The 26,523-nt window shown below is 47.0% G+C and carries 27 protein-coding genes and 1 other RNA gene; 27 read left to right on the top strand and 1 reads right to left on the bottom strand.

The features are described from left to right. The first annotated feature begins 8 nt into the window (after positions 1-8). The 7 genes from B5F87_RS09570 (at position 9) to B5F87_RS09540 (ending at position 6,321) form a co-directional block, all read left to right on the top strand. Complete coding sequence (locus B5F87_RS09570) at positions 9-1,088, top strand: branched-chain amino acid ABC transporter permease (protein WP_087280351.1); 1,080 nt, start codon at positions 9-11, stop codon at positions 1,086-1,088. A 2-nt stretch (positions 1,089-1,090) separates the two neighbouring features. Then, positions 1,091-1,849, top strand: coding sequence for an ABC transporter ATP-binding protein (locus B5F87_RS09565; RefSeq protein ID WP_087280348.1), 759 nt, complete (start codon positions 1,091-1,093; stop codon positions 1,847-1,849). 13 nt (positions 1,850-1,862) lie between these two features. Then, positions 1,863-2,573 carry an ABC transporter ATP-binding protein gene (locus B5F87_RS09560; protein WP_087280345.1) on the top strand — a complete coding sequence of 237 codons (711 nt, stop codon included), beginning with the start codon at positions 1,863-1,865 and terminating at the stop codon, positions 2,571-2,573. Positions 2,574-2,581: 8 nt separating this feature from the next. Then, positions 2,582-3,202 (top strand): cytidylate kinase-like family protein, encoded by a 621-nt coding sequence (locus B5F87_RS09555; RefSeq protein WP_087280342.1) that lies wholly within the window; start codon positions 2,582-2,584, stop codon positions 3,200-3,202. Positions 3,203-3,250: 48 nt separating this feature from the next. Then, positions 3,251-4,666 carry an amidophosphoribosyltransferase gene (locus tag B5F87_RS09550; RefSeq protein ID WP_087280339.1) on the top strand — a complete coding sequence of 472 codons (1,416 nt, stop codon included), beginning with the start codon at positions 3,251-3,253 and terminating at the stop codon, positions 4,664-4,666. Between the two features lie 144 nt (positions 4,667-4,810). Beyond that, entirely contained in the window at positions 4,811-5,524 is a 714-nt protein-coding gene (locus B5F87_RS09545) for an MIP/aquaporin family protein (RefSeq protein ID WP_087280336.1), read from the top strand. 260 nt (positions 5,525-5,784) lie between these two features. Further along, the gene (locus tag B5F87_RS09540; RefSeq protein ID WP_087280333.1) at positions 5,785-6,321 is read left to right on the top strand and encodes a TetR/AcrR family transcriptional regulator C-terminal domain-containing protein; all 537 of its coding nucleotides are present in this window, start codon (positions 5,785-5,787) and stop codon (positions 6,319-6,321) included. Between the two features lie 105 nt (positions 6,322-6,426). Here B5F87_RS09540 and B5F87_RS09535 read toward each other — a convergent pair whose 3' ends face one another. After that, entirely contained in the window at positions 6,427-7,320 is an 894-nt protein-coding gene (locus tag B5F87_RS09535) for a LysR family transcriptional regulator (RefSeq protein WP_087280330.1), read from the bottom strand. Between the two features lie 163 nt (positions 7,321-7,483). On the opposite strand from B5F87_RS09535, the gene B5F87_RS09530 reads away from it, so the two are divergent. The 20 genes from B5F87_RS09530 to B5F87_RS09430 all read left to right on the top strand — a co-directional run bounded on the left by B5F87_RS09530 (position 7,484) and on the right by B5F87_RS09430 (position 26,472). Further along, positions 7,484-7,855, top strand: a complete 372-nt coding sequence (locus tag B5F87_RS09530; protein WP_087280327.1) for a hypothetical protein — start codon at positions 7,484-7,486, stop codon at positions 7,853-7,855. A gap of 101 nt (positions 7,856-7,956) precedes the next feature. Beyond that, the gene (eno, locus tag B5F87_RS09525; protein ID WP_087280324.1) at positions 7,957-9,264 is read left to right on the top strand and encodes a phosphopyruvate hydratase; all 1,308 of its coding nucleotides are present in this window, start codon (positions 7,957-7,959) and stop codon (positions 9,262-9,264) included. Between the two features lie 202 nt (positions 9,265-9,466). Next, on the top strand, positions 9,467-9,841 hold the full coding sequence (locus B5F87_RS09520) for a BlaI/MecI/CopY family transcriptional regulator (protein WP_087280321.1): 375 nt from the start codon (positions 9,467-9,469) through the stop codon (positions 9,839-9,841). Further along, entirely contained in the window at positions 9,841-11,274 is a 1,434-nt protein-coding gene (locus tag B5F87_RS09515; protein WP_087280318.1) for a M56 family metallopeptidase, read from the top strand. Before B5F87_RS09520 ends, B5F87_RS09515 begins: the two co-directional genes overlap by 1 nt. A 113-nt stretch (positions 11,275-11,387) precedes the next feature. Next, positions 11,388-12,680 carry a BMP family ABC transporter substrate-binding protein gene (locus B5F87_RS09510; RefSeq protein ID WP_087280315.1) on the top strand — a complete coding sequence of 431 codons (1,293 nt, stop codon included), beginning with the start codon at positions 11,388-11,390 and terminating at the stop codon, positions 12,678-12,680. An 85-nt stretch (positions 12,681-12,765) separates the two neighbouring features. Further along, positions 12,766-13,011, top strand: coding sequence for a preprotein translocase subunit SecG (secG, locus tag B5F87_RS09505; RefSeq protein ID WP_087280312.1), 246 nt, complete (start codon positions 12,766-12,768; stop codon positions 13,009-13,011). A gap of 192 nt (positions 13,012-13,203) precedes the next feature. Then, positions 13,204-15,570 (top strand): ribonuclease R, encoded by a 2,367-nt coding sequence (rnr, locus tag B5F87_RS09500; RefSeq protein WP_087280309.1) that lies wholly within the window; start codon positions 13,204-13,206, stop codon positions 15,568-15,570. A gap of 42 nt (positions 15,571-15,612) precedes the next feature. Further along, complete coding sequence (gene smpB, locus B5F87_RS09495) at positions 15,613-16,083, top strand: SsrA-binding protein SmpB (RefSeq protein WP_087280306.1); 471 nt, start codon at positions 15,613-15,615, stop codon at positions 16,081-16,083. Positions 16,084-16,269: 186 nt separating this feature from the next. Beyond that, positions 16,270-16,618: a transfer-messenger RNA gene (gene ssrA, locus B5F87_RS09490) on the top strand. 488 nt (positions 16,619-17,106) lie between these two features. Beyond that, entirely contained in the window at positions 17,107-18,354 is a 1,248-nt protein-coding gene (locus tag B5F87_RS09485; RefSeq protein WP_158097008.1) for a M56 family metallopeptidase, read from the top strand. Positions 18,355-18,356: 2 nt separating this feature from the next. Beyond that, positions 18,357-18,599, top strand: coding sequence for a hypothetical protein (locus B5F87_RS09480; protein ID WP_087280299.1), 243 nt, complete (start codon positions 18,357-18,359; stop codon positions 18,597-18,599). 553 nt (positions 18,600-19,152) lie between these two features. Continuing rightward, complete coding sequence (trxA, locus tag B5F87_RS09470) at positions 19,153-19,464, top strand: thioredoxin (protein WP_087280293.1); 312 nt, start codon at positions 19,153-19,155, stop codon at positions 19,462-19,464. Between the two features lie 29 nt (positions 19,465-19,493). After that, a complete protein-coding gene (locus tag B5F87_RS09465; protein WP_158097007.1) occupies positions 19,494-20,147 on the top strand; it encodes a 4'-phosphopantetheinyl transferase superfamily protein in 654 nt (217 codons plus the stop codon). 133 nt (positions 20,148-20,280) lie between these two features. Next, the gene (locus B5F87_RS09460) at positions 20,281-20,943 is read left to right on the top strand and encodes an SEL1-like repeat protein (protein ID WP_087280287.1); all 663 of its coding nucleotides are present in this window, start codon (positions 20,281-20,283) and stop codon (positions 20,941-20,943) included. Between the two features lie 51 nt (positions 20,944-20,994). Then, on the top strand, positions 20,995-22,116 hold the full coding sequence (gene tig, locus B5F87_RS09455; protein WP_158097006.1) for a trigger factor: 1,122 nt from the start codon (positions 20,995-20,997) through the stop codon (positions 22,114-22,116). A 97-nt stretch (positions 22,117-22,213) separates the two neighbouring features. Next, entirely contained in the window at positions 22,214-22,927 is a 714-nt protein-coding gene (pyrH, locus tag B5F87_RS09450) for a UMP kinase (RefSeq protein WP_087280281.1), read from the top strand. 189 nt (positions 22,928-23,116) lie between these two features. After that, entirely contained in the window at positions 23,117-23,662 is a 546-nt protein-coding gene (gene frr / locus B5F87_RS09445; RefSeq protein ID WP_087280278.1) for a ribosome recycling factor, read from the top strand. Between the two features lie 127 nt (positions 23,663-23,789). Next, complete coding sequence (locus B5F87_RS09440) at positions 23,790-24,515, top strand: isoprenyl transferase (protein WP_087280275.1); 726 nt, start codon at positions 23,790-23,792, stop codon at positions 24,513-24,515. A 14-nt stretch (positions 24,516-24,529) separates the two neighbouring features. Beyond that, positions 24,530-25,339, top strand: coding sequence for a phosphatidate cytidylyltransferase (locus tag B5F87_RS09435; protein WP_087280272.1), 810 nt, complete (start codon positions 24,530-24,532; stop codon positions 25,337-25,339). Further along, positions 25,336-26,472 carry a 1-deoxy-D-xylulose-5-phosphate reductoisomerase gene (locus B5F87_RS09430; protein WP_087280269.1) on the top strand — a complete coding sequence of 379 codons (1,137 nt, stop codon included), beginning with the start codon at positions 25,336-25,338 and terminating at the stop codon, positions 26,470-26,472. Before B5F87_RS09435 ends, B5F87_RS09430 begins: the two co-directional genes overlap by 4 nt. The last annotated feature ends 51 nt before the right edge of the window (positions 26,473-26,523 follow it).

Below are 26,523 nucleotides of genomic sequence, written 5' to 3'. Positions count from 1 at the left end.
GACGTAAGATGAAAAAGTTCAGTTTGAAGAATATGAATAAAATAACAAAGAATCATTTTATTACCTATGCCATGGTGATCATTGTATTTGCCGTGGTGCAGTTCATGGCGTCCGGCGGTATGATATCCAGTCTGATGCAGGGACTGCTGGTTCCTCTGTGTACCTATTCTATCGTTGCAGTGGGACTGAATCTCTGTGTGGGATATCTTGGCGAGCTCAGCCTCGGACACGCGGGCTTCATGTGTGTCGGCGCTTTTTCCAGTGCGTTTTTTACAAGATACATGGAAGACTCTGCTATGAATCCGAATCTCCGGTTTTTCCTGGCTCTGGTCATCGGTACTCTGGCCGCCGCTATTTTCGGCTGTCTTATCGGAATACCGGTTCTTCGTTTAAGAGGAGACTACCTGGCGATTGTAACTCTGGCGTTCGGAGAGATCATTAAAAATGTCATTAACGTTATGTATGTGGGAAGGGACGGCTCCGGACTGCACATTTCTATCAATGACAGCGCGTCATTTACACTGGACGACACCGGAGATATGATTATCGACGGAGCCATGGGAATTACGGGCACGCCCCGCCAGTCTACCTTCCTCATCGGAGTCCTCATTCTTTTGGTGAGCCTTTTTGTGGTGTTTAACCTGGTGAATTCCCGCAGCGGCCGTGCCGTTATGGCAATCAGAGATAACCGTATTGCAGCGGAATCCGTGGGTATCAATATAACCAAATATAAACTGATGGCTTTCAGTATTTCTGCGGCCATCGCCGGAGCGGGCGGAGTCCTCTATGCTCACAACCTGTCCACACTGACAGCTCTTCCGGCAAACTTCGGATATAACATGTCCATCATGATTCTTGTATTCGTGGTTCTGGGAGGAATCGGAAGCTTCCGGGGATCGATCATCGCGGCTGTTGTGCTCACGATGCTTCCGGAGGTGCTTCGTGGTCTGGCGGATTACCGTATGCTCATTTACGCTATCGTTCTTATTGCGATGATGCTGTTTAACTGGGCGCCGAAGGCGATTGAATGGAGACAGAGATTTTCTGTGAAAAAGCTCTTCCACAAACAGGCGAAGGGGGTACAATAGTCATGGCATTGCTTGAAGTAAAGAACCTGGGTATCTCCTTTGGAGGTCTCCGGGCAGTAGATAATTTTGAAGTGAATATTGAAAAAGGACAGCTGTACGGTTTGATCGGACCGAACGGTGCGGGAAAAACCACAGTATTTAATATGCTCACCGGCGTATATAAGCCGGATGACGGTCTGATTCGTCTGGACGGGCAGGATCTGATCGGTAAAAGCACCATTGAGATCAATAAGGCAGGCGTGGCCAGAACCTTTCAGAATATCCGGCTCTTCCATGCGCAGACTGTCCTTGACAACGTAAAGATTGGTCTGGCTAATCACTATAAATATTCCACCCTCACAGGGATTCTCCGGCTTCCAAAATACCGGAAGATGGAAAAGGCCATGGACGACAAAGCCATGGAACTGTTAAAAGTTTTTGAGATGGATGATAAGGCGGATTACCTGGCGTCGAATCTTCCGTACGGCGACCAGAGAAAGCTGGAGATCGCCCGTGCTCTCGCCACGGAGCCGAAACTTCTTCTGCTCGATGAACCGGCGGCCGGCATGAACCCTAACGAGACACAGGAATTGATGGATATGATTCGTTTTGTGAGAGACGAGTTTGACATGACGATACTGCTTATCGAACATGATATGAAGCTTGTCTCCGGTATTTGTGAAAAACTTACTGTGCTCAATTTCGGTCAGGTTCTGGCGCAGGGAAAAACCAGCGACGTGCTGAATAATCCGGAAGTAGTTAAGGCGTATCTGGGAGAATAGGAGGAAAGACTGTATGGCGATGCTTGAAATAAAGGACCTTGAAGTATATTATGGTGTGATTCAGGCTATCAAAGGGATTTCCTTTGAGGTCAATCAGGGAGAGGTTATCGCGCTGATCGGAGCCAACGGCGCCGGCAAGACAACCACCCTTCAGACAATCACAGGTATGCTGCAGGCTAAAAAAGGACAGATTATTTTTGAGGGAAAAGATATCACAAAGGTTCCAGGACATAAGATCGTGTCCATGGGAATGGCTCATGTGCCAGAGGGACGGAGAGTGTTTGCCGACCTGACGGTTCTTGAGAATCTGAAGCTGGGCGCATATACCAGAAAAGATAAAAATGAGGTGGAGGAGACCCTTCAGAAAGTATACCAGAGCTTCCCAAGACTGAAAGAGAGAAAGAACCAGTCGGCGGGAACTTTAAGCGGCGGAGAACAGCAGATGCTTGCCATGGGCCGGGCGCTTATGTCCAAGCCGAGAATTATTCTCATGGATGAGCCGTCCATGGGACTTTCTCCGATTTTTGTGGAAGAGATTTTTAAGATTATTCAGGAGATATCCGCGGCGGGAACAACGGTACTTCTGGTGGAACAGAACGCGAAAAAAGCGCTGTCCATTGCGGACCGGGCCTATGTCCTTGAGACTGGCAACATTGTTCTGAGCGGAGACGCCAAAGAGCTTATGAATAACGAATCCATTAAGAAAGCATATCTGGGAGAGTAGGTGATTGTATGGAACATACAGTAATTACGATTGCGAGAAGCTACGGAAGCGGCGGAAAGACCCTCGGAAAGCTTCTGGCTGATGAATTGGGAATCCACTGTTATGACAGGGAGCTTCTCCGGATGGCCTCGGAACAGAGCGGCATCAACGAGGCCTTGTTTGGCAAGGTGGACGAAAAAGTAAAGACGATGCCTTTATTCCGCATCAGTAAGAACATTTACAAAGGAGAGGTGCTGCCGCCGGACAGCGATGACTATACTTCCGACGATAATCTGTTCAACTACCAGGCAAAATGTATCAAAGAGCTGGCAAAAACAGAATCCTGTATCATTATCGGACGCTGTGCGGACTTTATCCTGAAGGATGAGCCAAATGTCATCAAACTGTTTTTCTATGCATCAAGAGAAGACTGCATTAAACGTACCATGGCGCAGAATGGCGGTACGGAGAGAGAAATAATAAAGAAAATTGAAAAAAGAGATAAGTATCGTTCTGATTATTATAAATATCACACGGGAAGAGACTGGAACGATGCGCGAAATTATGATTTCTGTCTGAATACATCCAGTACCAGTTATGATAAGTTGGTAAAGGTTGTCAAAGACTACATTGAAATCTGCAAGCACTAGAGCTGTCAATGGAGGCAAGTTCATTTTATTACGGTAAAGGAGCACATTATGGGCGGAATATTTGGAGTAGCATCAAAAGAGAGCTGTGTATTTGACCTGTTTTTCGGTATTGATTATCATTCCCATCTGGGAACCCGTCGGGGCGGCATGGCTGTGTACAGCAAAGAGAAAGGATTTGACCGTTCTATCCACAATATTGAAAATTCGCCGTTTCGGACAAAGTTCGAGCGGGATGTGGAGGAACTGTCCGGCAATCTTGGAATCGGTTGTATTTCTGATAGTGAGCCTCAGCCGCTTCTGGTTCAATCTCATCTGGGCAGTTTTGCCATCACAACGGTGGGAAAGATTAACAATCAGGAAGAACTGGTGAAAAAGGCGTTTGACAACGGACGAGCTCATTTTCTGGAGATGAGCGGCGGCGGCGTCAATGCCACTGAGCTGGTTGCCTCACTGATCAACGAAAAACAGAGTATTTCCGAGGGAATTCGTTATGCTCAGGAATCCATCGACGGCTCCATGAGTATGCTTGTAATGACGCAGCATGGTATTTTCGCTGCCAGAGATTTGCTGGGAAGAACGCCTCTGTTCATCGGGGAGAAAGAAGGCGGACACTGTATTTCCTTTGAGGATTTCGCTTACGCCAATCTGGGATATAAGACCTGTAAAGAACTGGGGCCGGGTGAGGTAGTCTTCGTCCGCCCGGACAGCGTAAAGACGGCGGTTCCTGCCGGTGACAAGATGAAAATATGTTCTTTCCTCTGGGTATATTACGGTTATCCAAACGCCACATATGAGGGCGTCAATGTGGAGACTATGCGTTACCGCTGCGGAGAACTTCTGGCAAAGAGGGATAATGTGGAGGCGGATTATGTGGCCGGCGTGCCGGATTCCGGTATCGCACACGCCGTAGGTTATGCTAACGAGTCAGGAATACCATTTGCCAGACCGTTTATCAAGTATACCCCTACATGGCCGCGATCTTTCATGCCGCAGAATCAGTCCAAACGAAATCTCATTGCCAAAATGAAGCTGATTCCGGTACATCCTCTGATCAAGGGAAAGAAGCTGCTGTTGATCGACGATTCTATCGTGAGAGGCACACAGCTTCGGGAAACCACAGAGTTTCTTTATGAGAGCGGGGTAGAAGAGGTGCATATCCGTCCGGCGTGTCCTCCTCTTTTATATGGCTGTAAATATCTGAATTTCTCCCGCTCCAAATCTGAGCTTGATCTGATTACCCGCCGGGTGATCCTGAAGCGGGAAGGAGAAGAAAAAGCAAATGATCCGGAGATTCTGGCGGAATACGCCAACCCGGATTCTGAAAAATATCAGGCTATGCTGGATGATATCTGTAAGGAGCTTAACTTTACTTCCCTCCGTTTCCACAGGCTGGACGATATGATCGAATCGATCGGTCTTCCCAAAGAATGTCTGTGTACCTACTGTTGGGATGGAAAAGAATAATATTTAGAAAATTATAAAGAAAAAGTAAGAAAATCGACATTTTCCTACAAAATTCCTCCGATGTGAAAACAAAGTTCATACGTTTGGTGCTATATTAAATACAACACTAGTGTATAACTTTTTTCACAGAAGGAGGAATTTTTTATGACTGCATATCTTGGTGAATTTTTAGGTACCATGCTCCTCGTTCTTCTTGGAGATGGCGTTTGTGCCAACGTGAACCTGAACAAATCAAATTTCAAAAATGGCGGTCTGGTAATTGTGACAATCGGATGGGGTATGGCCGTACTCCTTCCTGCAGCATGTTTCAGCAATATCTGTGCAGCATCTTATAACCCTGCTCTGACAATTGCTCTGTGTATCGGCGGTTCTCTGCCATGGTCCCAGTGTATCGGATATATTGTCGCTGAGATGCTCGGCGGTATCATCGGTGGTATCCTTGTATGGATCGCTTTCAAGCCTCAGTTTGATGCGACTGCAGACGAACCTGACACAATGCGTGGCGTCTTCTGTACAGCTCCTGGCGTAAGAAATATTCCGTACAATATCTTACAGGAAGCTTTCGCAACGTTCTGGCTGGTATTCGCTATTCTTGCATTCCCGAACTGCGGCGTTGTTGACGGCGGTGTTTCCAAATTCTTCGTATTTGCCATCATCGTTTCCTGCGGTATGTCCTTCGGCGGACTGACCGGATATGCTATGAACCCTGCCCGTGATATCGGACCTCGTATCGCTCATGCAATCCTTCCGATCAAAGGTAAAGGCGATTCTGACTGGGGATACGCGATTGTTCCTATTCTGGGACCTGTCATCGGAGCCATTGTAGCCGTATTATTATACATGGTTATTCCGTGGTAAGTATATAGCGGAAAAGGAACTGTGCTCATAAAAGTTCTATATTATAAGTTTGCCCTGAGTGGATATATATTTATCAATATACCTGCTCAGGGCAATCTTTTTATTAAAAATCAATTATTTTTGATATCTGTTTTTGATATAACAGAAATATGATATATATATTTTGCAAATGACAAAAAATGAGGTAAACTGTGTTGGTGGAGGAAAAGCTGATAGGAAGAAGGAATTCTTTTTGCAAAACAAGGAGAGGAGAGCGCAAGATGGTAAGCAGGACAAAAGAAAAACTGGCAGAAGCATTTAAAGCCGTCGTATGCAGGAAAACCTTTTCTAAAACGACGATTTCTGACATCACAACAGAATGTGGAATGACGAGGGAGAATTTTTATTATCATTTTCGCGACAAATACGACATTCTCGACTGGGTATTTCAGAATCAGCTGTTGATTCAGGACACAGAAAGTGTCCAGAAGATGACGATGGAAGAAATAACGCTGCATTTTATCCACAACATTAATAAGGATTATAAATTTTACCGGGCCATAGTAAAGGATATCGGGCCGGATCAGATCCGGAAAGAGGTATTTCCGTATATTGAGGGAACGACCCGCAAGTTTGTGGAAGATTCCATGGATAAAAATATATGGAAGATGAGGGAAGAAAAAGAACATTTTGCCGTTGAATATTTCACCGACGCCTTCATTTCATTTATCACCAATTATCTGCTGGGACACAAAGAGATGGACGAAAAAATGATGGTTACGAACTTTCACTTTCTTTATACGCAGTTTTTTGGATAATGCATTTCCCTCTGGGAGCCGCCCGTTTTCCCCCCCGGAATCGCCTGGTTTCCCCCGAAAGCAGCTTGTTTCTTAATGGCGGCTTGTGGGAAGAGCCATCTGGTGTCACTGGTCGTGTCCCTCGAGGAGAAGATCGACAAACTTCCGGGCCGCGATGCTCAGGGTGTGGGAGCCGTTTTGGATCAGGCAAATCTCCCTGAGAGGAATGTCTTCGTGCAATGGGATCTCTACGATTTCTTTTTCGTTGAGATGGCGTCGAACCAGTTCTTCCGGATAGAAACCGATGCCCAGATTATGCTGGATCATCGGGAGTATCTGATCTGTGGTGGCGGCCACCATATCCGGCTGAAAAGAAAGATTATGTTTCATGAAGAACTCCTGGTGCTGATGTCTCGTGCTGGTTTCATGGCTCAGAGAAATAAAAGGAAGGTGAGAAATTTCAGCGATAGAATGTTTCCTCTCAGATAAATATGCGTATTTATTGCCTCCGATCAATATTTCACGAAATGAAGAGAGTGAGATTTTGGTCAGGGGCTGTTTTATTTTTAAAGGAGTGGTCACAACAGAAAAATCCACGAGATCGTTTTTCAGCGCGCCAGCCGCTTCCGGAGCAGAATAATTCAAAATCTGCAGACGAATCTTCGGATGGCGGATACGGAATTCTTCCAGTTTATCAAGGAGGAGCAAATGCAGGGCAATCTCGGTGGCACCGACAGTGATAAGACCCTCCTCCATATTTTTCTCTTTTTTTATCTGGTTTTCTCCGGCGAGAATCTGTTTATAGCCGGTAGCAACATAATGAAACAGTTTTTCGCCTTCGGGAGTCAGTGATACCCCGCGATTGGAGCGTACAAACAACCGGCAGTCCAGTTCATTTTCCAGATTATTCATGCAGCGGGTGATGTTCGGCTGGCTGTTGTCCAGAAGCTCCGCGGCTTTTGTAAAGCTCCTGCACTGGGCCACGTAATAAAAGATGCGATAATAATCTAATATAACCATAAAACTCCTCCTGATTATAATAAAATAGAATAACAACGATATCATATATATATTTTACATATTGCATTTCGGAAAGTATAATACAGTTGTTTCAAGAAAACAAGGTTTTTGGTTCCTGAAAATTATATAACAGGAAACGCAAAAAAAGAAAGGGGATTTTATCATGTTGATGAAAAAAATATTTTTAGCATTTGGAATAACTGCAATGACATTTTCTGCATGTCTGGGAAATATGACCATGGTACAGGCAGCTTCTTTGAGCGGAACGCAGGGTGAGCCTTCTCAGGCAGAACAAAGAGCGATGTTATCAGAATCTAATTTCTTTTCTCCGGGACGTTTGGGCCAGGCTGCAACTCTGTATGGAACAGGTGATAAATCAAAAAAGGCAGCCATTTTTTCCCCGGGAAAGTTTGGGATAATCAACTGTAAAGATAAAAATATGTGGAGTGAGAATAAAAATAAAAAAATCACATGGCTTTCTCCAGGACAGTTTGGAGAAAAGGAGTCTTATTTATATTGCTGGAAAGAAAAGTGACCGCTTCTTTTAAATATAGAAGCGGATGCATAAAATTTAGTAAATCCTCCAATACTGAAAGCGGGAAAAATTTACATCGTTTCAGTATAGGAGGATTTTTTATGGTAAAATGTTATGGAAAAGAACGATTTGTGATTGAAGAAGTTCATGGCCTGGAGGTGCTTGATTCCCGTGGAAATCCCACCGTGGAGGTTACCGTCCGGTTGAAAAGCGGAGCCATCGGGAAAGCTATAGTGCCGTCCGGAGCTTCCACGGGACGTTATGAGGCGGTTGAACTTCGGGACGAGGAAAAGCGATTTGGGGGGAAAGGAGTGGAGCGTGCGGTCACCAACGTAAACACACGAATCAACGATCGTCTCTGTGGCTGCGACGCTTTAAATCAGCGGGAAATTGACAGGATTTTAATTGAGGCTGACGGCACGGAAAATAAGGGGAAATATGGCGCCAATGCTATCCTTGGCGTATCGCTTGCCACGGCTAAGGCGGCGGCAGACGCCCTGGGAATCCCGCTGTACCGCTATATCGGAGGAGTCAATGGAAAAACTTTGCCGGTACCTATGATGAATGTCATCAACGGCGGCGCCCATGCCAAAAACTCCATTGATTTTCAGGAATTTATGATCATGCCGGTGGGGGCGGAGAGCTTCTCCGAAGGGATTCAGATGTGCGCGGAAATATATCAGCAGCTGAAAAAGACTCTCCATGAAAAAGGGCTGTCCACAGGAGTGGGTGATGAGGGTGGCTTTGCCCCTGACCTGGAATCAGCGGAAGCGGCTCTGGATATTCTTGTGCAGGCTACGGAAGGGGCAGGCTATAAAACGGGAGAAGATATCTGTTTTGCCATGGATGCGGCAGCGTCTGAGTTGTACGATGAGAATGCGAAGCGTTATTATTTCCCTGGAGAAAGCCGCATGAAAGAAAAAGAAATATATCGTAACGCGGAGGAGATGGTACAGTATTATGAAGCCCTTGTGGAACGTTATCCGATCATCTCCATTGAGGACGGGCTGGGAGAAGAAGATTATGCCGGCTGGAAAGTGCTTACCTACCGTCTGGGCGAGAAAATCCAGCTGGTGGGAGATGATCTTTTTGTGACAAACACAAAAAGGCTTCAGGAAGGCATTGAGAAAGGTATCGCCAATTCCATTCTCATCAAACCGAATCAGATCGGAACGCTCTCAGAGACACTGGATGCTATTTTGATGGCACAGAAAGCAGGCTATACCACTGTGATCTCTCACAGGAGCGGGGAGACGGAGGATACGACCATTGCGGATATCGCAGTGGCAGTCAACGCCGGGCAGATCAAAACCGGCGCTCCGTGCCGTGCGGAACGGACGTCCAAATATAATCAGCTTCTTCGCATTGAGGAGGAGATGGGAAGTACCGCGTCTTTTAAAGAAAAATAAATAGGACCAAGTGAGTAAGCATCTGCGTACTGGCGCGGCAGCCGGGCTGCCGCGCCAGTACTTTTTGCCCTTATGCAGAATAACTGACAAAATATCAGTGTAATGGGAGATCACAGCGGAATTTTTATTTTTCTTGACATTTCTACAGATGTAGAATATAATTTCTACAAACGTAGAAAAGAAGCCGAGAGGAGGAGATGCGATGAAAAAAATGAAACGACTGCCGGAGAGTGAGTTCGCTATCATGAAGCTGGTCTGGGGTACAGAGCCTCCGGTATCACGCCACGATATAGAGAGTGCGATGGAGGGAAGCCGGCATCTGGCTTCCACCACAATCCTCACTCTGTTGACAAGACTTTGCGACAAAGGATTTCTTGCTGTGGAAAAGAGAGGCAGAGTGAACTATTATTCTCCGCTGATCACCGAGCGGGAGTATCTGGCGTCAGCGAGCCGGACGATTCTTGATAAGCTCTACGGTGGTTCTCTTGCCAGTTTTGCGATGGCTCTCTGTGACAGCGGGATAAAAAAAGAGGAGATTGAGGAACTGAAAGACATGCTGGAGCGAGGTGATCTGTAATGATGATGAGGATAGTGTGGGCGATTTTTCTGACCATGGTTGTCAGTGTGGCTTTTGGCGTGGTCTGGAGGAAAGAGCAGAAAGTGTCGGAGGGGAAAGCGGACGAGAAAAACAGTCAGATATGGGTGTCGCCTCTGGTGCTTCCATTTTTGCTGGTGCTGGTGCTGATACTATGTATTTTTCAGGTTGGCTGGCGGGAGGGAATGCATTTGTTTTTCTGTCAGGCTGCTGACGTGTTCCTTTTTTTGAGCGTCTATTTCATCATCCTGCTTATCCTGCTTCCTTTGCTGCGGAGGCGAATCAGTGCCAGAGCCTGTGCGACCTTGTGGCTTGTTCCTGCGTTTTTGTTTTACCAGGCGTATGGACTCTACAACAATATAATTATCCCGTACCGCACCATTTATGTTCCGCTCCGGGTACTTCAGGCAGGAATTGTTATTTGGGCAGCGGGTTTTGTGGTCGTAATGATATATCAGATCATATCTCATCAGCTGCTCCGGCGGCATCTTTTGAAAAACAGCAGAGAGGTAGAAGACGCAGTGGTGCTGGAAGTATGGGAAGAAGAAAAACAGAGACTCTGTTATGAAGATCCGGTGCGGCTTCTTTATTGCAGCGCTATCTCCACGCCGCTGTCCATGGGGATATGGGGCAGTTTGACGCTGCTGCCGGAGCGGATGTACACAAAAAAAGAATTATCGTTTATTTTCCGTCATGAGCTCCATCATATGAAGCGCCGGGATGTGCAGACGAAGATTTTTTTAGGTTTTTGTAAAGCTCTTTGCTGGTGTAATCCTCTCATATGGATTGCTGTGAAAAAGGCCAGCGACGATCTGGAACTTTCCTGCGATGAAATTGTTCTGGCGGGCAGCGGGGAGAAAGACAGGGGCGAATATGCGGAGCTTTTGCTGCAGACGGCGGGGCGTTCCGGAGGTTATACCACATGCCTGTCAGCCGCCGCCAGTACTCTCCGGTATCGGATGAGATCAGTGCTTCATCCACGGAAAAAATTTGCGGGCGTTGCGGTATTGGCAGTGATCATGTTTGCAAGCTGTCTCTGCTATGGAAGTCTGGTACTGACCAGCGGGAGGAAACCGGCAGGAAAGGTTCTGCAGGAATATGGCGTGACGGCGGAAGATATTTCCCATGTTTCCGGCAGATTCACAGAATCCGGTGACGGTGACGGCAGATGCGGTGAGGAACTGTTTGCGTACCTGTCTTCCATAAATGTGGAGCGGATCTACAGCGCCAGAGATTTTTACGATGTTGGAAGAAATGGGATTTCTTTATATTCCGATAAAAAAGAAATTGATATCAAGATGGACGATTCTCTGCTGCTTATAAACGATTTTGAGAAAAACCGGGAGGAAGCCTATCAGATCCGGTCGGGCGTTGACTGGCAATATATAGGGCGGCTCATGGAAGATCATTCATGATTTTCTGCCGATGAAACAATTAATTTTCTATAGTTTTGCAATTAACCTCTTTACTTCTTTCAAAATGTATTCTAATATAAGTACATATATTGTCTGAAAACAGGAGGAAGAAAATGAAACGATATATTGTAATGATACTGGCTGCATTGATGGCAGTTTCCATAATAGGATGCGGACAGTCCGGAGATCTGTTTCCGGAAAGTACTGCCGGTGATACCGCGCAGACGGAGCCGGTGGATGAGGCGGGCATGAAGGTGGGATATCTTCTGCCATCGGGAACGGATACCACAGATACGGATTCCCGCATTGAAGGAATCCGGCAGATGCAGTATGAGACAGGACTCAAGGACAGTCAGGTGTTTATCCGGACGGATGTGTCACGGGACGACTGCGCATCCCGGATTGAAGAACTGGTGCAGGAGGGCTGTAATATTATTTTTGCCTGCGATGACCGGTATGAGAATACGGTGCTTGACGCGGCGCAGCAGTATCCGGATGTACAGTTCTGCCAGGAGGGCGGAACCAAGGCGAAGAAGAGCGGCCTGGATAATATGCATACCTATTATGTCCGTCTGTATGAGGCATATTATGCTGCCGGCGTGATTTCCGGCATGAAGCTGAACGAGTTTTTAAACAGCGGCAGGATCACAAGTTCCGAATGTATCATCGGTTTTGTGGCCAATGAGGATTCTCCGGAGGTTACAAGCTGTATTAACGCTTTTTACATGGGCGTCGGAGAGGTCTGCTCTCAGGCATCCATGATGGTTCGGTATACAGATGGAGGCGGTGACTATGACGCGGATGCGGAGGCTGCACGTCAGCTTCTGGAAGCAGGAGCATCTGTTATGTCACAGTTCACGTCGACAACGGGCGTTGCCACTATCTGCGCGGAGAATGATATTCCAATCGTGGGCAACGCGGTTAATATTATTGATGTGGCTCCGAGCGAAGCGCTTACATCCGCTGTGGCAGACTGGAGCGTTTATTATACGTATGCGGTCAACAGTGTGCTGGAAGGAAAAGCCATTGACGTTGACTGGTGCGGCGGGTATGATGACGGTTCCGTGATTTTATCTCAGCTCAATGATACTCACATACCGGACGGCGGTACAGACAGGCTGATCGAAGTGGAGAAGTCTTTACGGGACGGCGATGCCAAAGTATTTGATATAGAGAAGTTTACAGTGAACGGAGAATCTCTGGCAACTCTGGCAGAGGAAGATGAAGATTATCAGAAATATGCGAAAAGTATCCGGAATGGCGAGTATCAGGAATCTTTAAAACGTTCAGCGCCATCCATGGACTTTTTCGTAGACGGTGTGGAAGAGAGTACCTATGATTATTTAGGTGATTCGGAAGATACTGAAGAGGCTGCAGAGAGCAGCACAGATACAGGGGAAGAATAGAGACACGGGCGAAACATTAGATTTTTCACTTGTATTGCGGGAAAGAATATGGTATCATGATACAAGTTGTGTGTGATGACAGGAGGTGAAGAAGTTGATAAGAACAGCATTTACAATTGTTTTCATCTTAATATGTATTGCGTTGATCGTAGTAGTATTGATGCAGGAAGGTAAGTCAGCCGGACTTGGGGCATTGACCGGACAGGCAGACTCTTACGTGAGAAAGAATCACGGACGTACGAGAGAGGGTAGACTGGAGAGAGCGACAGTAATCCTCGGCGTTCTGTTTTTCGTTATTGCCATCGGTCTTGAATTGAAGTTTTTTCAATAGATAGACGACCACAGATAAATGATCACAGTATGTGAAGTTGAAGCACCCCTTTTGCCAGACAGACTCTGTTCGGCGGAAGGGGATTTTTATATTATGGGAAACTGACATATAATTAATTAAGAATTACCGGCGCGTATCAATGTGTCATGTGGATGAAGTTTGCCGGTACAAAACAGGAGATTACTATAAAATATGGATGACAGAAGATTATTCGAACAGAGAAAAGAAAGTATCCGGAACATGATCTATGATGAAGAGTACATCCCTTTAAAGTTTAAGGAGATGGCCTATCTCATGAATGTTCCGCACAAAGAGAAGGAAAAGCTGAAAGAAGTGCTGGATGCGCTTCTGGCGGACGGCAGCGTGGAACTTACCGCCCGGGGCAAATATGTGAAGGCGGAAAATGAGAATCTCACCGGTGTGTTCACCGCCCATCCGCGGGGATTCGGCTTTGTGAGCGTTGAAGGAGAACCGGAGGATATCTTCATCCCTGCTCCTTATGTGAACGGCGCCTTTCACAAAGATGTGGTGCGGGTAAAGATTTCCAGAGAAAGCCACGGGGAAGGCAGGAGAAAAGAGGGCGTGGTGCTCAAAATTCTGGAGCGGGGGACAAAGACCCTGGTGGGAACCTTCATGAAGAGCAAGTCCTTCGGTTTTGTCCGTCCGGACGATACCCATTACGGACAGGATGTGTTCATCTCCAAAAAGAACTGCGGTGCCGCCATGAACAACGACAAAGTGGTAGTGGAAATGTTAAGCTACGGCAGCCGGGATAAAAAGCCGGAAGGACGCGTTGTGGAGATCATCGGAAACACCGACGATCCTTCCACGGATATCACGGCCATCGTCAGAGCCTTCGGGATTCCCGATACATTTCCTGGCGAGGTGATGCGGGAAGCCAGAGCAGTCCCGGAGGAGGTCAGCGTTCCAAAGGGAGAGAACAGGACGGATTACCGTGAGCTGCTCACCGTGACCATCGACGGCGAGGACGCCAAAGATCTGGATGACGCCATCACCTTAAGCAGGCTGGACGACGGCTATGAACTGGGCGTGCACATCGCCGATGTGAGCCATTATGTCATGGAAGGCTCGCCTCTCGACAGGGAGGCTCTGGAGAGAGGAACCAGCGTCTACCTGTGCGATCGGGTGATTCCTATGCTTCCGCGGGAGCTGTCCAACGGCATCTGCTCTCTGAATGCGGGAGTGGACCGCCTTGCTTTGAGCTGCGTGATGCAGATCGACGGGAAGGGAAACGTCACCGGGCATAAGATTGTGGAGTCCATCATCCGGGTGGACAGGCGTATGAGCTACAACGGCGTGAAGGCAATCCTTGCAGGCGAGGAACATCCGGAAGGAGATAGGGAGGATATCCGGGAAATGTGCTTTCTCATGAAGGAAGCGGCAGCCATCCTGAAGGAGAAGAGAAGAAAACGTGGATCCATTGATTTTGATTTTCCGGAATCAAAGATTGTTCTCGATAAAGAAGGCTACCCGACGGATATTCACCCGTATGAGAGAAATGTGGCCACGGACATCATTGAAGATTTCATGCTCCTTGCCAATGAGACGGTGGCGGAAGATTATTTCTGGCAGGAGCTGCCGTTTGTATACCGGACCCATGAGGAGCCGGACCCGGATAAGATTGCGAAGCTGGATACATTTATCCGGAATTTTGGTTTCTATATGAAGACGGGGCGGGAACATTTCCATCCGAAGGAGATTCAGAAGCTGCTTTTTGCCCTGGAAGGAGAGCCGGAGGAGGCGCTGATCAGCCGCCTGGCTCTGCGTTCCATGAAGCAGGCAAGATACACAACCCTCAATGTGGGACATTTCGGCCTTTCCACTCAGTATTATACACATTTTACTTCACCGATCCGCCGCTATCCGGACCTCCAGATTCACAGAATCATCAAGGAGAACATCCACGGACGGCTGAACAGGAAACGGGTGGAGCATTATGAAAACATTCTCCCGTCGGTGGCGGAACAGAGCTCCAGGCGGGAACGCCGGGCTCAGGACGCCGAGCGGGAAGTGGAGAAACTGAAGAAAGTAGAATACATGCAGAAGTTCATCGGCGATGCCTTTGACGGCGTCATCTCCGGCGTCACGGCAAAAGGGTTCTTTGTGGAGCTGGATAACACAGTGGAAGGTATGGTTTCCATCCAGACCCTGTTGGACGATTATTACTTCTTTGACGAACAGCAGTACCGGCTGGAAGGCAAACGTACCGGGCGTGTCTTTACTCTCGGGCAGAAAATACGGGTGGTGGCGGAAGCGGCCAATAAAACTATGAAAACGGTTGATTTTGTTCTGGAGGAATTCTCCTCTGCCGCCGGCTGGGACGTTCACGGAGAGCGGTACGGCGCGCCAGAGTCCGGAGACGTGGATGATGAACCGGAAGAAATCTGGTTTGACGGCACGGAAGAAGACTGGTATTCTGATGAGGAGGAAGAATGGATTCAGAGCAAGGAAGATATCGCCAAAAATGACTGGATTGACGACGACGAGGCCGACCGGCTCTTAAAACTTTACGCCAGGAAAGATGTTCGGGATATCTGAATGATCCGATGACAAAAATGGAAATAAAAAAGGAGAAAAACAGTGGCAAAATCAGAAAATATCCGCCTGATTGCGAATAACAAGAAGGCATATCATGATTATTTCATAGACGAAAAATATGAGGCGGGCATCGCTCTCCACGGAACGGAGGTGAAATCTCTCCGCATGGGCAAATGCAGCATCAAGGAATCATTTATTACCATACACCGCGGAGAGGTGCTCATCCAGCACATGCATATCAGTCCCTACGAGAAAGGAAACATTTTCAACAAAGATCCTCTGCGCACAAGAAAGCTCCTGCTCCACAAGGCGGAGATCCGCAAACTGGAAAACCAGGTCAAAATGAAGGGCTATACCATTATGCCGCTGAAGGTTTACCTGAAAGGGAGTCTTGTAAAGGTGGAGATCGGCCTGGCCCGGGGCAAGAAGCTTTATGACAAACGGCAGGATATTGCCAAAAAGGACGCTCAGCGCGAGGCGCAGAGAGACTTCAAGATCCGGAATCTGGGCTAGACTGTCGTCCGGAGCCTGGCAGCGGCATCGTGGCATATGGCGGCAGTGAACATGCGGCAGCGCAGACCAGAAAAGGCTTGACAAATAATTTCTATTCAGTATAATAAGTATACTACGGTTCAAATCATGACCGTGCAGCGGCAGTACAACAGCATAGCCAGCGTGGCGTCATGCCGCAGCAGTTAAGGGCTTGTACTGGTTTCGACGGGGGCTTTGAACGTGGGGCAGCCATCCGTGGTCCGGGACCACGTTAAAACTCGGAATTAAATATAAACGCTGAAGATAATAATTTAGCATACGCTGCCTAAGTTGCAGCTGTCGGCCTCAGCATACCCACAGGCTGAGAGTCCGGCACCGATTATGTGGGACACTCGTATCCGTAAGCTTTGCCGGGTATGAAGTAATATGAAGCTACTGAAGTCAGGAGTTTGTCTTTAGACGCCTGACGGAGGGAATGTTAAAATAAAGACTGTGATGGGAGATACCGTGCGGAATAGGTTTTCGGACAGGGGTTCGATTCCCCTCAGGTCCATAAGAAAAAGAGACATGGATGTTTTACTTTGTTGGGTAAGATGTCCATGTCTTTTCTTTTGAAAAAATTATATGAGAAATTAAAATACTTGAGGTATATGTCGGTGTCAGAACAAAACAGGGTGTGGTATAACAAAAATATATGTTATACATGATGCGTATTTTTCACCGCCTTAATGGATGAAAATGCTATAATAAAAAACATGTAATAAAAATAACATTTTTTATACAAGAATGTTATAAAAAGATGTTTATGTCTGCTGTAAAAAAGAATGATTTTTTTCAAAAAATGTTGAAAAAAATAAAAAATTATTGTATGATAAGAAACGTGATATATATTCGAAAGGATATAGAAAATTAATAGTAAATATTATTTAATGAGTTATATTATGTAATATTTATTCAGACGCAGAGTCCGGAGCTATACAAGGGACATGCAATAAATGTACGGGCAGATAAGACTATATCAAATGACAACAGGAGAGAATGCAGATGATAACGATTTATTCCTTATTTTGGTCTATTATTAATTGCTGCCTGATGGCATTTATTATTTTCTTTCTAAGAACAAGAACTATGCTGATATCCAAATACGGTACGTCAGTGATTGGATTTTTGACGGTTTGCTGTATTGTCAGGATTCTGCTTCCGGTGGAATTCCCAAAGCACCAGTACATATTGGCAGATAATTTTCTGTATTCATGGATCGTGAAGCATTTCAAGTTCGTTTTGCATCCGGATTTCCGTGATAATTTGCTGGCAGTTCTGATCGTGATATGGATATGCGGAAGTGTGTTCAGTATCCTTCGTCTGATGAAAAAGTCGAGGGAAGTGCAGAAAGTAATACGCGCCAACGCCTGTACGGACAATCCGAGAGCAGCACAGATACTCGCCTCTATTGATGAAGAGTGTCCGCTGGACGTCCGTGTTTGTTCCGGGATTTCAGTTCCGGTGCTTGCCGGATATTTTCATCCAGCCATCTATTTTCCGGACTATCCGTACTCCGATGAAGAAATGAGATATGTGATTCTTCATGAATACACCCATTGGAAACGCCATGATATCTGGAAGAAGCTGCTCATGAACGTTATCTGTGTACTGATCTGGTGGAACCCGGCTGTCTATGTAATCCGGAAAGAAGTCACACAGCTGATTGAGTTTCGCTGTGACAAGACATTGTCCAAAGATTTCAGTGAAGAAGAGATACTCGATTATCTGGATATACTGCTGACCAGCTTCGAGCGGGCACAGAATCCACTCATCAAAACGAATCTCTACACCATAGAGTTTGTGAATACTTCCAAACAGTACACCATACGGCAGAGATTCGACCTGCTGCTTCAACGGTACACGGTCACTCGCCGCAGGTGGCTGATGCAGACATTGATTGTACTGCTGGGTCTGGGATGGATGTTCTGTTCGTATTATTTTATTTGGCAGACGAAGTATGCTGCGCCAGAAAATGCGTTATTGAAGGAAGACGTGCAATCAGAATCTGTCGTAGATATTGCTGGGGAACAAAATGCTTACTTGAAAGAGCAGGAAAATGGTTCATATATTTTTTATTATGATAACCAGAATGGATTCTCTATGGAAGTGTCTGAAGAAGATGTGGAAGCGGGATTGTACGATTTTTACCCTATTGTGGAATATGATGAAGAAAATAAAAATGTTTTTAAAAAGTTTTTTATAATAATTAAGGAAAATATTGAAAATATATTTTCAGATAAGGAGGAATAATTATGAAGTTAATGAAGAGATTAGCAATCGGTGTGATGGCAGCAACCATGGCATTCTCAGCAATGCCGGCAGCAATACCGGCGATGATTCGGATGCCAGTAGCAGTGGAAGCAGCAGAGATTGAACCACGTGCTGACGTTATTTACTGGATGTTTCGTACATTAAGTGATGGAACTGTTCAGAAACGTCGCTGGAATGAAACCAGAGGATATTGGGTAGATCCTCACTGGATCGATGTAAACTAATCGAGCAAAAAGAATGAAGGGGAAAGAGCTGTTATAAAACACACTGCAAAACAGGAAAAGTGTATTTATGTCAAATGATACATCGTATTCTGTACAGTATAGTTTATATAACAGCTCTTTCTTTTTGATTTGTTTGGTTAAATGACAATTCTGTATTATGGTTTCTCTGATGGTTTTTCTGAAAGGGAGCCCCGTTCTTCTCTATCAACCAAAAGCAAAACAAGTATTGAAAGACAAATAGCGCCGTCTCCTTCCCACCTCGAAACTTTTCGTAAGAAAAAATAACGTTGACAAATCCCGCAGCCATGTATAATAATAAAAAACAAACCCCATGATTTTGTTTATCAGATGTGGAAAGACTCCCGTTTTTATAGACGGTGAAAATAATTAAGCTACATCGGTGGCGGAAGCTGATTCCTGATCTTATAAACGCTCCGCAAGGATGTGCAGGGATTCGGATTGGAAGATGTCAGCTGTCGCTGACACGAATCCCGCGCCAAGATTCGCGGGCGGGTCTTGAATTGTGTGTGTTGGTTTTAGAAAGGAAGATATTATGGTAATTATTAAGATAACGAACGCTAATTTTGATAAAGAAGTATTACAGTCGGACAAGCCGGTGCTCATTGATTTCTGGGCGTCCTGGTGCGGACCTTGTCAGATGCTGTCTCCGATTATTGAGGAGGTGGCCGCTGAGGTCAGCGATGTGAAGATTGGTAAGATCAATGTGGACGAGGAGCCGCAGCTGGCGGCTCAGTTCGGAGTGATGAGCATTCCGACGCTGGTTGTGATGAATCAGAGCAAGGTTGTGAATCAGTCCGTGGGCTACATTGGCAAAGAAGAAGTTCTGGCGCTGATCGGCAAATGATGAGCGCGTGGCCGGTGCATCTTTATATTATGAGAACTGATGCTCTGGATGATCCGCGGGAGCACGCGGAGTGGGAGCAGGAGCTGCCGGAAGGCAGATGGCAGAAGGCGGTTCTTCCCATACAGATACAGGACAGGAAAAACAGTGCCGGGGCAGGCTGGCTGCTCCGGTATGTGTTTGAGAGGGAAGGGGTGCCTTTTTCGGAGGCGGCGGTGACATGCGGGCCGCATGGAAAGCCCTGTCACGAGAAGCTGCATTTTAATCTCTCTCATTCCGGGAAGTATGTGATCTGCGCTGTGGGGCAGCGGGAGATCGGCTGCGATATCCAGAAGATAAAGCCCTGCAGGGAGAAGATGGTGCGCCGGTTTTTCTCAGACGAGGAGCAGGAATACATTTTATCTGCCGAAGGGCAGGAGAGAGATCTCAGGTTTATTATGCTCTGGAGCAGGAAGGAAAGTCTGCTGAAGCGAACAGGGGAAGGTCTTACGAGAGAGCTTCCGGAGATATCCTGTCTGTCCGGCGGCTGCTTTTATGAGAAGCAGATGGAAGATTATGTGATCTGCGTCTGCTGCGGGGAACCGGCGGACGATAGTGGAGAGAAGTTCTGCGGGATTGCCTCTGAAAATGTTTTGACGGAGTACGTGCGTCCGTCTCAGTGCCTGCGTCTGGCGGAAGCAGATTGACAATTGTTGGGGAATGCAATATAATTTTGGTGTATTTGCAGGTTGTTGTTCCGCTTAAGGACATAAGTGTTTGGGGACAGAAAACAGCTGGAAATACAGTTGCAAAGGAAACAGTTGTCAGGAGGACAGGGAATTGGAACAGTCAAAGATTGATGCCATGATGGATGGCAGAACTCTTACAAAAGAAAATATTTTAAATATGTATCAAATGGTCCGGAGTGCTTCGGATGCGGAGGAGAAAAAGAATGTGATGAAGCATTCCGTTTTTTTTGTGGGACAGCTTCCGCTGAAGGAGAATCATGTGGTAGATGTGGAGAAGACGGAACGGCTTGTGAATATCACAGTGCCGCTTGATGAGCTTGAGACATATATGCAGTATCTGCTGGAAGGTCTGGCGACTCAGACTCTGCTGTTAAAGAAGGAGAACGGGGAATACGCGGTGAACACCAAGTATGAGAATACGGTGGTGAAAGCGCGTAAGATTGCCAGAGCTTATCAGATGGAACAGGAGAAGGCCAGGGAGGAGTCCCTGCCGAAGGCGAAGAAAATGTACCAGATGGGAACGAAGTATTATCATTCCGGACAGTACACGGAGGCGGCCGCCTGTTTCATGAATGCGGTGGAGATGGCGGATTACCGGATGGCGTGCTACAGCCTTGCCATGATGTATATGGAAGGAAAGGGTGTGGACGCTTCTTTGAGCGAGGCGCTCTATTATGCCCGCAAGGCTATTGTGCAGGGCGGTGTTATAGCGGAACCGCTGGAGAAAGAGATTCTGGAGAGGATGAATCAATAATAATTCTGCGGCGGGGCAGAAAAGAGGATGGAAAAGAAAGGAATTGGAAAAATGAGAAAGAAAGTATTGGCAGCCAGTCTGGCACTGGCTCTTGCAGCAGCAATGATAGGAGGCTGTGGAAACAGCAGGGATAACGATACAGCTCCGGAGGCTACCACCACGGAGAGTCAGGCGCAGACAACAGCCACAGTGGATTACAGCCAGGGACTCAATGAGGATGGCACACTGGCAGGAAACGACGGCAATTATGTGACTCTGTGCGATTATTCAGCCATTGAGATTCCGGAGAGTGAGATCACAGTGGAGGACAGCGAGGTAGATACGGAAGTGGATTCTCTCATGGCGAATTTTCAGACAGAGAATCAGATAAAAGACAGAGCAGTCAAAGACGGCGATGTGGTAAATATTGATTATGTGGGAACGATAGACGGCAAAGAATTTGACGGCGGCAGCGCAGAAGGAGCTAATCTGACCATCGGTTCCGGTTCTTTTATTGATAATTTTGAAGATCAGCTGATCGGACATAAGCCGGGTGAAGAAGTGCAGGTGAAAGTGACCTTCCCGGATGATTATTCTTCAGAAGATGTGGCCGGAAAGGACGCGGTATTTGCCACAACCATCAATTATATCAGTGAGACGGTCACTCCGGATCTGACAGATGATTTTGTCAAGGAGAATCTGCAGGAGGCGTATGGTTACACATCTGTAGATGACATGAGAAAGAAGATTCGCCAGAATCTTGAAAATAATAATAAGTATAATTATGTCTGGACTTATATGATGGATAATTCAACTTTTGAAGAGATTCCTAAAGAACTGGTGGAGCCGCAGCTCAACGTTATGATTGACGGTCTGGAAGCCAGCCTGTCTCTGCAGGGCGCGACTCTGGAGGATTACCTTACCAGCAGCGGCTATGAAGATGAGGAAGAGCTCCGGGATGCTTATTATGCGGATTGCGAGAATATGGTAAAGACGTATCTGATCGCGGATAAAGTGGCGAAGGAACAGAATCTGCAGGCAACCGACGAGGAAGTGACATCATATTTCAAAGAGTTTTACAACACGGATAATTATGATAGTTATGTAGATTATTATACACGCCCATATATCAACCGCACGGTGTTAAACAATATGGTTACAGAGAATCTGGCAGATATGGCGCAGGTGAAATAACATTTCATCAGAATAACAGCGGATGGGGAGGAAGGACTTCCGCAGCCGCCGCGCAGATATAAATGTTTTATAACAGATGAAGAAAAGGGAGGTCCTGATGAAAGATTTAAAAAGCTTAAACCGGGTATTGTTAAAACTGAGCGGAGAAGCGCTGGCCGGAGACAAGAAAACTGGTTTTGACGAGGCGACTGTTCTCGACGTGGCAAGACAGGTGAAGCAGGTGGTGGATTCCGGAATTCAGGTTGCCATTGTGATCGGAGGCGGCAATTTCTGGAGAGGAAGAACCAGCGAGAATATGGACCGCACGAAGGCGGATCAGATCGGCATGCTGGCCACTGTCATGAACTGCATTTATGTGTCGGATATGTTCCGTCATGCAGGTATGAAAACAAAGGTTTACACACCGTTTGCCTGCGGCGCTTTTACAGAGCTGTTTTCTAAAGACGACGCAGTGGCGGAGCTTGAGAGAGGAACCGTTACATTTTTTGCCGGAGGAACCGGACATCCGTATTTCTCCACAGATACGGCGACGGCGCTCAGGGCCATTGAGATTGAGGCGGACGCTATTCTGCTTGCAAAAGCCATCGACGGAGTGTATGACAGCGATCCGAAGGTGAATCCGGATGCGGTGAAGTATGATGAGATTTCCCTGGACGAAGTTCTGGCTAAGAAGCTGGGCGTTATCGACCTTACGGCGACCATCATGTGTCTGGAAAATAAAATGCCTCTGGTAATCTTCGGGCTCAATGAAAAGGACAGTATCGCTGCGACCATGGACGGCAGATTCAACGGAACTTACGTGACGGTTTAGGTGTTTTTCAGACCGGAATCAAAGAGTATTACGGCAGGGTAGCCGGGACGTCACAGCCGGGACGTCTGACTGGAAAAACATTGACAAAATTGTACGATTGATGTAAATTATGTGTATATTCGGAGTCACATTTTTCGATGAGAAAAATAGTGGCGCAGAGATTGAAAACAGGATGCAGGAGGTTACATTATGATAGAAAAATATACCGAGAAAATGCAGAAGTCCGTGGATAACCTGGAGAGCGAATATAATTCAATCCGGGCGGGAAGAGCGAACCCGCATGTTCTCGACAGAATTAAGGTAGATTATTACGGAACACCTACTCCTCTTCAGCAGGTAGGCAACATCACAGTGCCGGAACCGCGTATCATTTGTATCCAGCCGTGGGAGACTTCTCTTCTTAAGCCTATTGAGAAGGCAATCCAGCAGTCTGACGTGGGTATTCATCCGACCAACGATGGCAAGATGATTCGTCTGATCTTCCCTGAGCTTACGGAAGAACACAGAAAAGAGCTGGTCAAAGATGTGAAGAAAAAGGCAGAGGGCGCTAAAGTAGCCATCCGTAACATCAGAAGAGACGCCAATGATTTTCTGAAGAAGGCAAACAAGAACGGGGATATTACCGAAGATGAACTGAAGACAGAGCAGAACAAGGTTCAGAAAGAAACAGATAAGTATATTAAAGTGGTTGACGAAGCCATGGATAAGAAGTCACAGGAGATTCTGACAGTATAAAGGTTATCTGCTGCAATCCTTGTTTTGGGCATGTGGATGGAGAATATTTTCGAAAACCAGGCAGCCGGGATGACTGGCTTCCTGGTTTTTCTTGTGAACATGAAAAAAGATGACCGGAGGGAAAATTATGGAAAAGGAACTGAATGGAAAGCTGTGTCAGATCCCGGAACATGTGGCGATCATTCTGGATGGAAACGGCCGCTGGGCCAGGAAGCGCCTGATGCCGAGAAATATGGGACATTCTCAGGGAGCCAAGGTGGTGGAGCAGATATGTGAGGACGCCTGGGATCTGGGGATCAAATATCTGACAGTTTATGCGTTCTCCACAGAGAACTGGAACCGTCCGCAGAAAGAAGTAAATGCGCTGATGAAGCTGCTGCGGAGGTATCTCGTAGACTGTATCGAGCGGACCTCAAAAAATAATATGCGTGTCCGGGTCATTGGAGAGAAATCAAGGCTCGCTGACGATATCCGGGAAGCCATTGATGAATTGGAGAGAGTATCGGCCGGCAACACAGGGCTGAATTTTACCATTGCCCTCAATTATGGCAGCCGGGATGAGATGGTGCGCGCCATGCGCCACATGGCGGCGGACTGTTGCGATGGCATCCGGAAGTCGGAGGAGATAACAGAGGAAGTATTTTCCTCGTATCTTGATACGAGAGAACTTCCGGATCCGGATTTGATGATCCGGACCAGCGGCGAGCAGCGGCTGTCCAACTGGATGCTGTGGCAGCTTGCCTATACCGAATTTTATTTTACCGATGTGCTCTGGCCGGATTTCAATAAAAAGGAATTAATACGTGCCATCGAGTATTATAATACAAGGGAGAGAAGATTCGGAGGTATCTGAGGGAGAGGAGATTTATGTTTAAGCAAAGGTTGATCAGCGGGATCATTCTCGTCATCATCGCATTTGTCACCCTGTATTTCGGAGGAATGCTGACATTGCTTGTGACGGCGGGAATTTCCCTCATTGGAATGTACGAGCTGCTTCATGTGATAAAAATTGAGAAGTCAGCCCTGGCTGTAATAGCATACTCGGGAGCTGTTTTGTATTATGTACTGGTGCTGCTGAATCTGAATCAGTATGATATACCTCTGATGCTTCTGATACTTGTGATGCTGTTTGTCGTTTATGTATTTACGTTTCCTAAATATGAGATATCCGGTGTGGCTATCGCATTTTTTTCAATTTTTTATGTTACAGTCATGCTGTCCTGCATATACAAGGTGCGTGTTCTGGAGAACGGCGCCTATATGGTGGTTCTCATATTCTTAAGCGCCTGGGGCAACGATACCCTGGCTTACTGTGCCGGACGGCTGTTTGGCAAACATAAGATGTCTCCGGTGCTCAGTCCGAAAAAGACTATCGAAGGCGCGGTGGGCGGTGTCATTGGCGCCGGGGTGCTGGGCTTTTTGTATGGTCTCATTGCGGAGAATTTTATTACGGAAGATTACGCGCTGGCGCCGGCGTTCGCTCTCGTATGCGCGATGGGAGGGCTCATCAGCATTGTGGGAGATCTGGGAGCCTCAGCCATAAAAAGAAATTATGAGATCAAAGATTACAGCAATCTGATTCCGGGACATGGAGGTATTCTGGACCGGTTTGACAGCATTATATTTACAGCGCCGATTATTTATTATTTACTGACTTTGGTGGTGGATTTTCAATGAAAAAGATAGCGATACTTGGCTCCACAGGCTCCATCGGGACGCAGACCCTGGAGGTTGTGAGGGAACATAAGGATGAACTGTGTGTCACGGCTCTTGCCGCCGGGCGCAATAAAGAAAAACTGAAGGAACAGATCGCGGAGTTCCATCCGTCTCTTGTCAGTCTTTCTGACGAGAAGCTGGCGCTGGAACTGGAGCGTGAACTGGCGGGAAGCGGCGTCACTGTGCTTCACGGCATGGAAGGTCTTGTGGCTGTGGCAGGACAGGAAGAAAGCGATGTGGTCGTCACCGCCGTGGTCGGCATGATGGGGATTCTTCCGACCATGGAAGCAATCCGCAAGGGAAAAGACATTGCTCTTGCCAACAAGGAGACGCTGGTCACGGCCGGACATCTGATCATACCGATGGCAGAGGAATACGGCGTGTCCATTCTGCCGGTGGACAGCGAACATTCGGCCATATTCCAGTGCCTGCATTCCGCCCGCAGACAGGACGTGGATAAGATTCTCCTGACGGCGTCCGGCGGCCCGTTCCGCGGAAAGACGCTGGAGGATCTTGAGAAGGTGACGCTGGAGGACGCTCTCCGGCATCCGAACTGGTCCATGGGACAGAAGATCACTATCGATTCGTCCACCATGGTCAACAAGGGACTGGAAGTGATGGAGGCCCGCTGGCTTTTCGATGTGGATTATGATCAGATCGAAGTGGTGGTGCAGCCGCAGAGCATCATTCATTCCATGGTGCAGTTCGTGGACGGCGCCATTCTGGCACAGCTTGGCACGCCGGATATGAAGGTGCCTATCGAGTACGCCCTTTTTTATCCGGAGCGAAGACATCTTTCCGGCGAACGGCTGGATTTCGGAACCTTAAAGAGTATTACCTTTGAGAAGCCGGACTACGAGGTGTTCCGGGGCCTTTCCCTGGCTCTTGATGCGGGAAAGGCAGGAGGAACCATGCCGACAGTTTTCAATGCTGCCAATGAGAAAGCGGTGGCGAAGTTTTTGAAGAGAGAGATCGGATATCTGGAGATTATCCGTCTGATAGAGAAATGTATGAACGCACATCAGATAAAGGAGAATCCGTCGCTGGAAGAGATTCTTGCCACGGAACAGTGGGTATACTCTTTTATCGGATAGGAGACAACAAATCTATGACTGGAATAAAAATTGTGTGAAAGCAGGCGCAGA

The sequence above is a fragment of the Eubacterium sp. An3 genome, from assembly GCF_002159465.1.
GTDB lineage: Bacteria > Bacillota > Clostridia > Lachnospirales > Lachnospiraceae > Anaerobutyricum > Anaerobutyricum stercoris.
The sequence above is the reverse complement of the archived record's forward strand: the minus strand, read 5'-3'. Positions and strand labels throughout refer to the sequence as shown.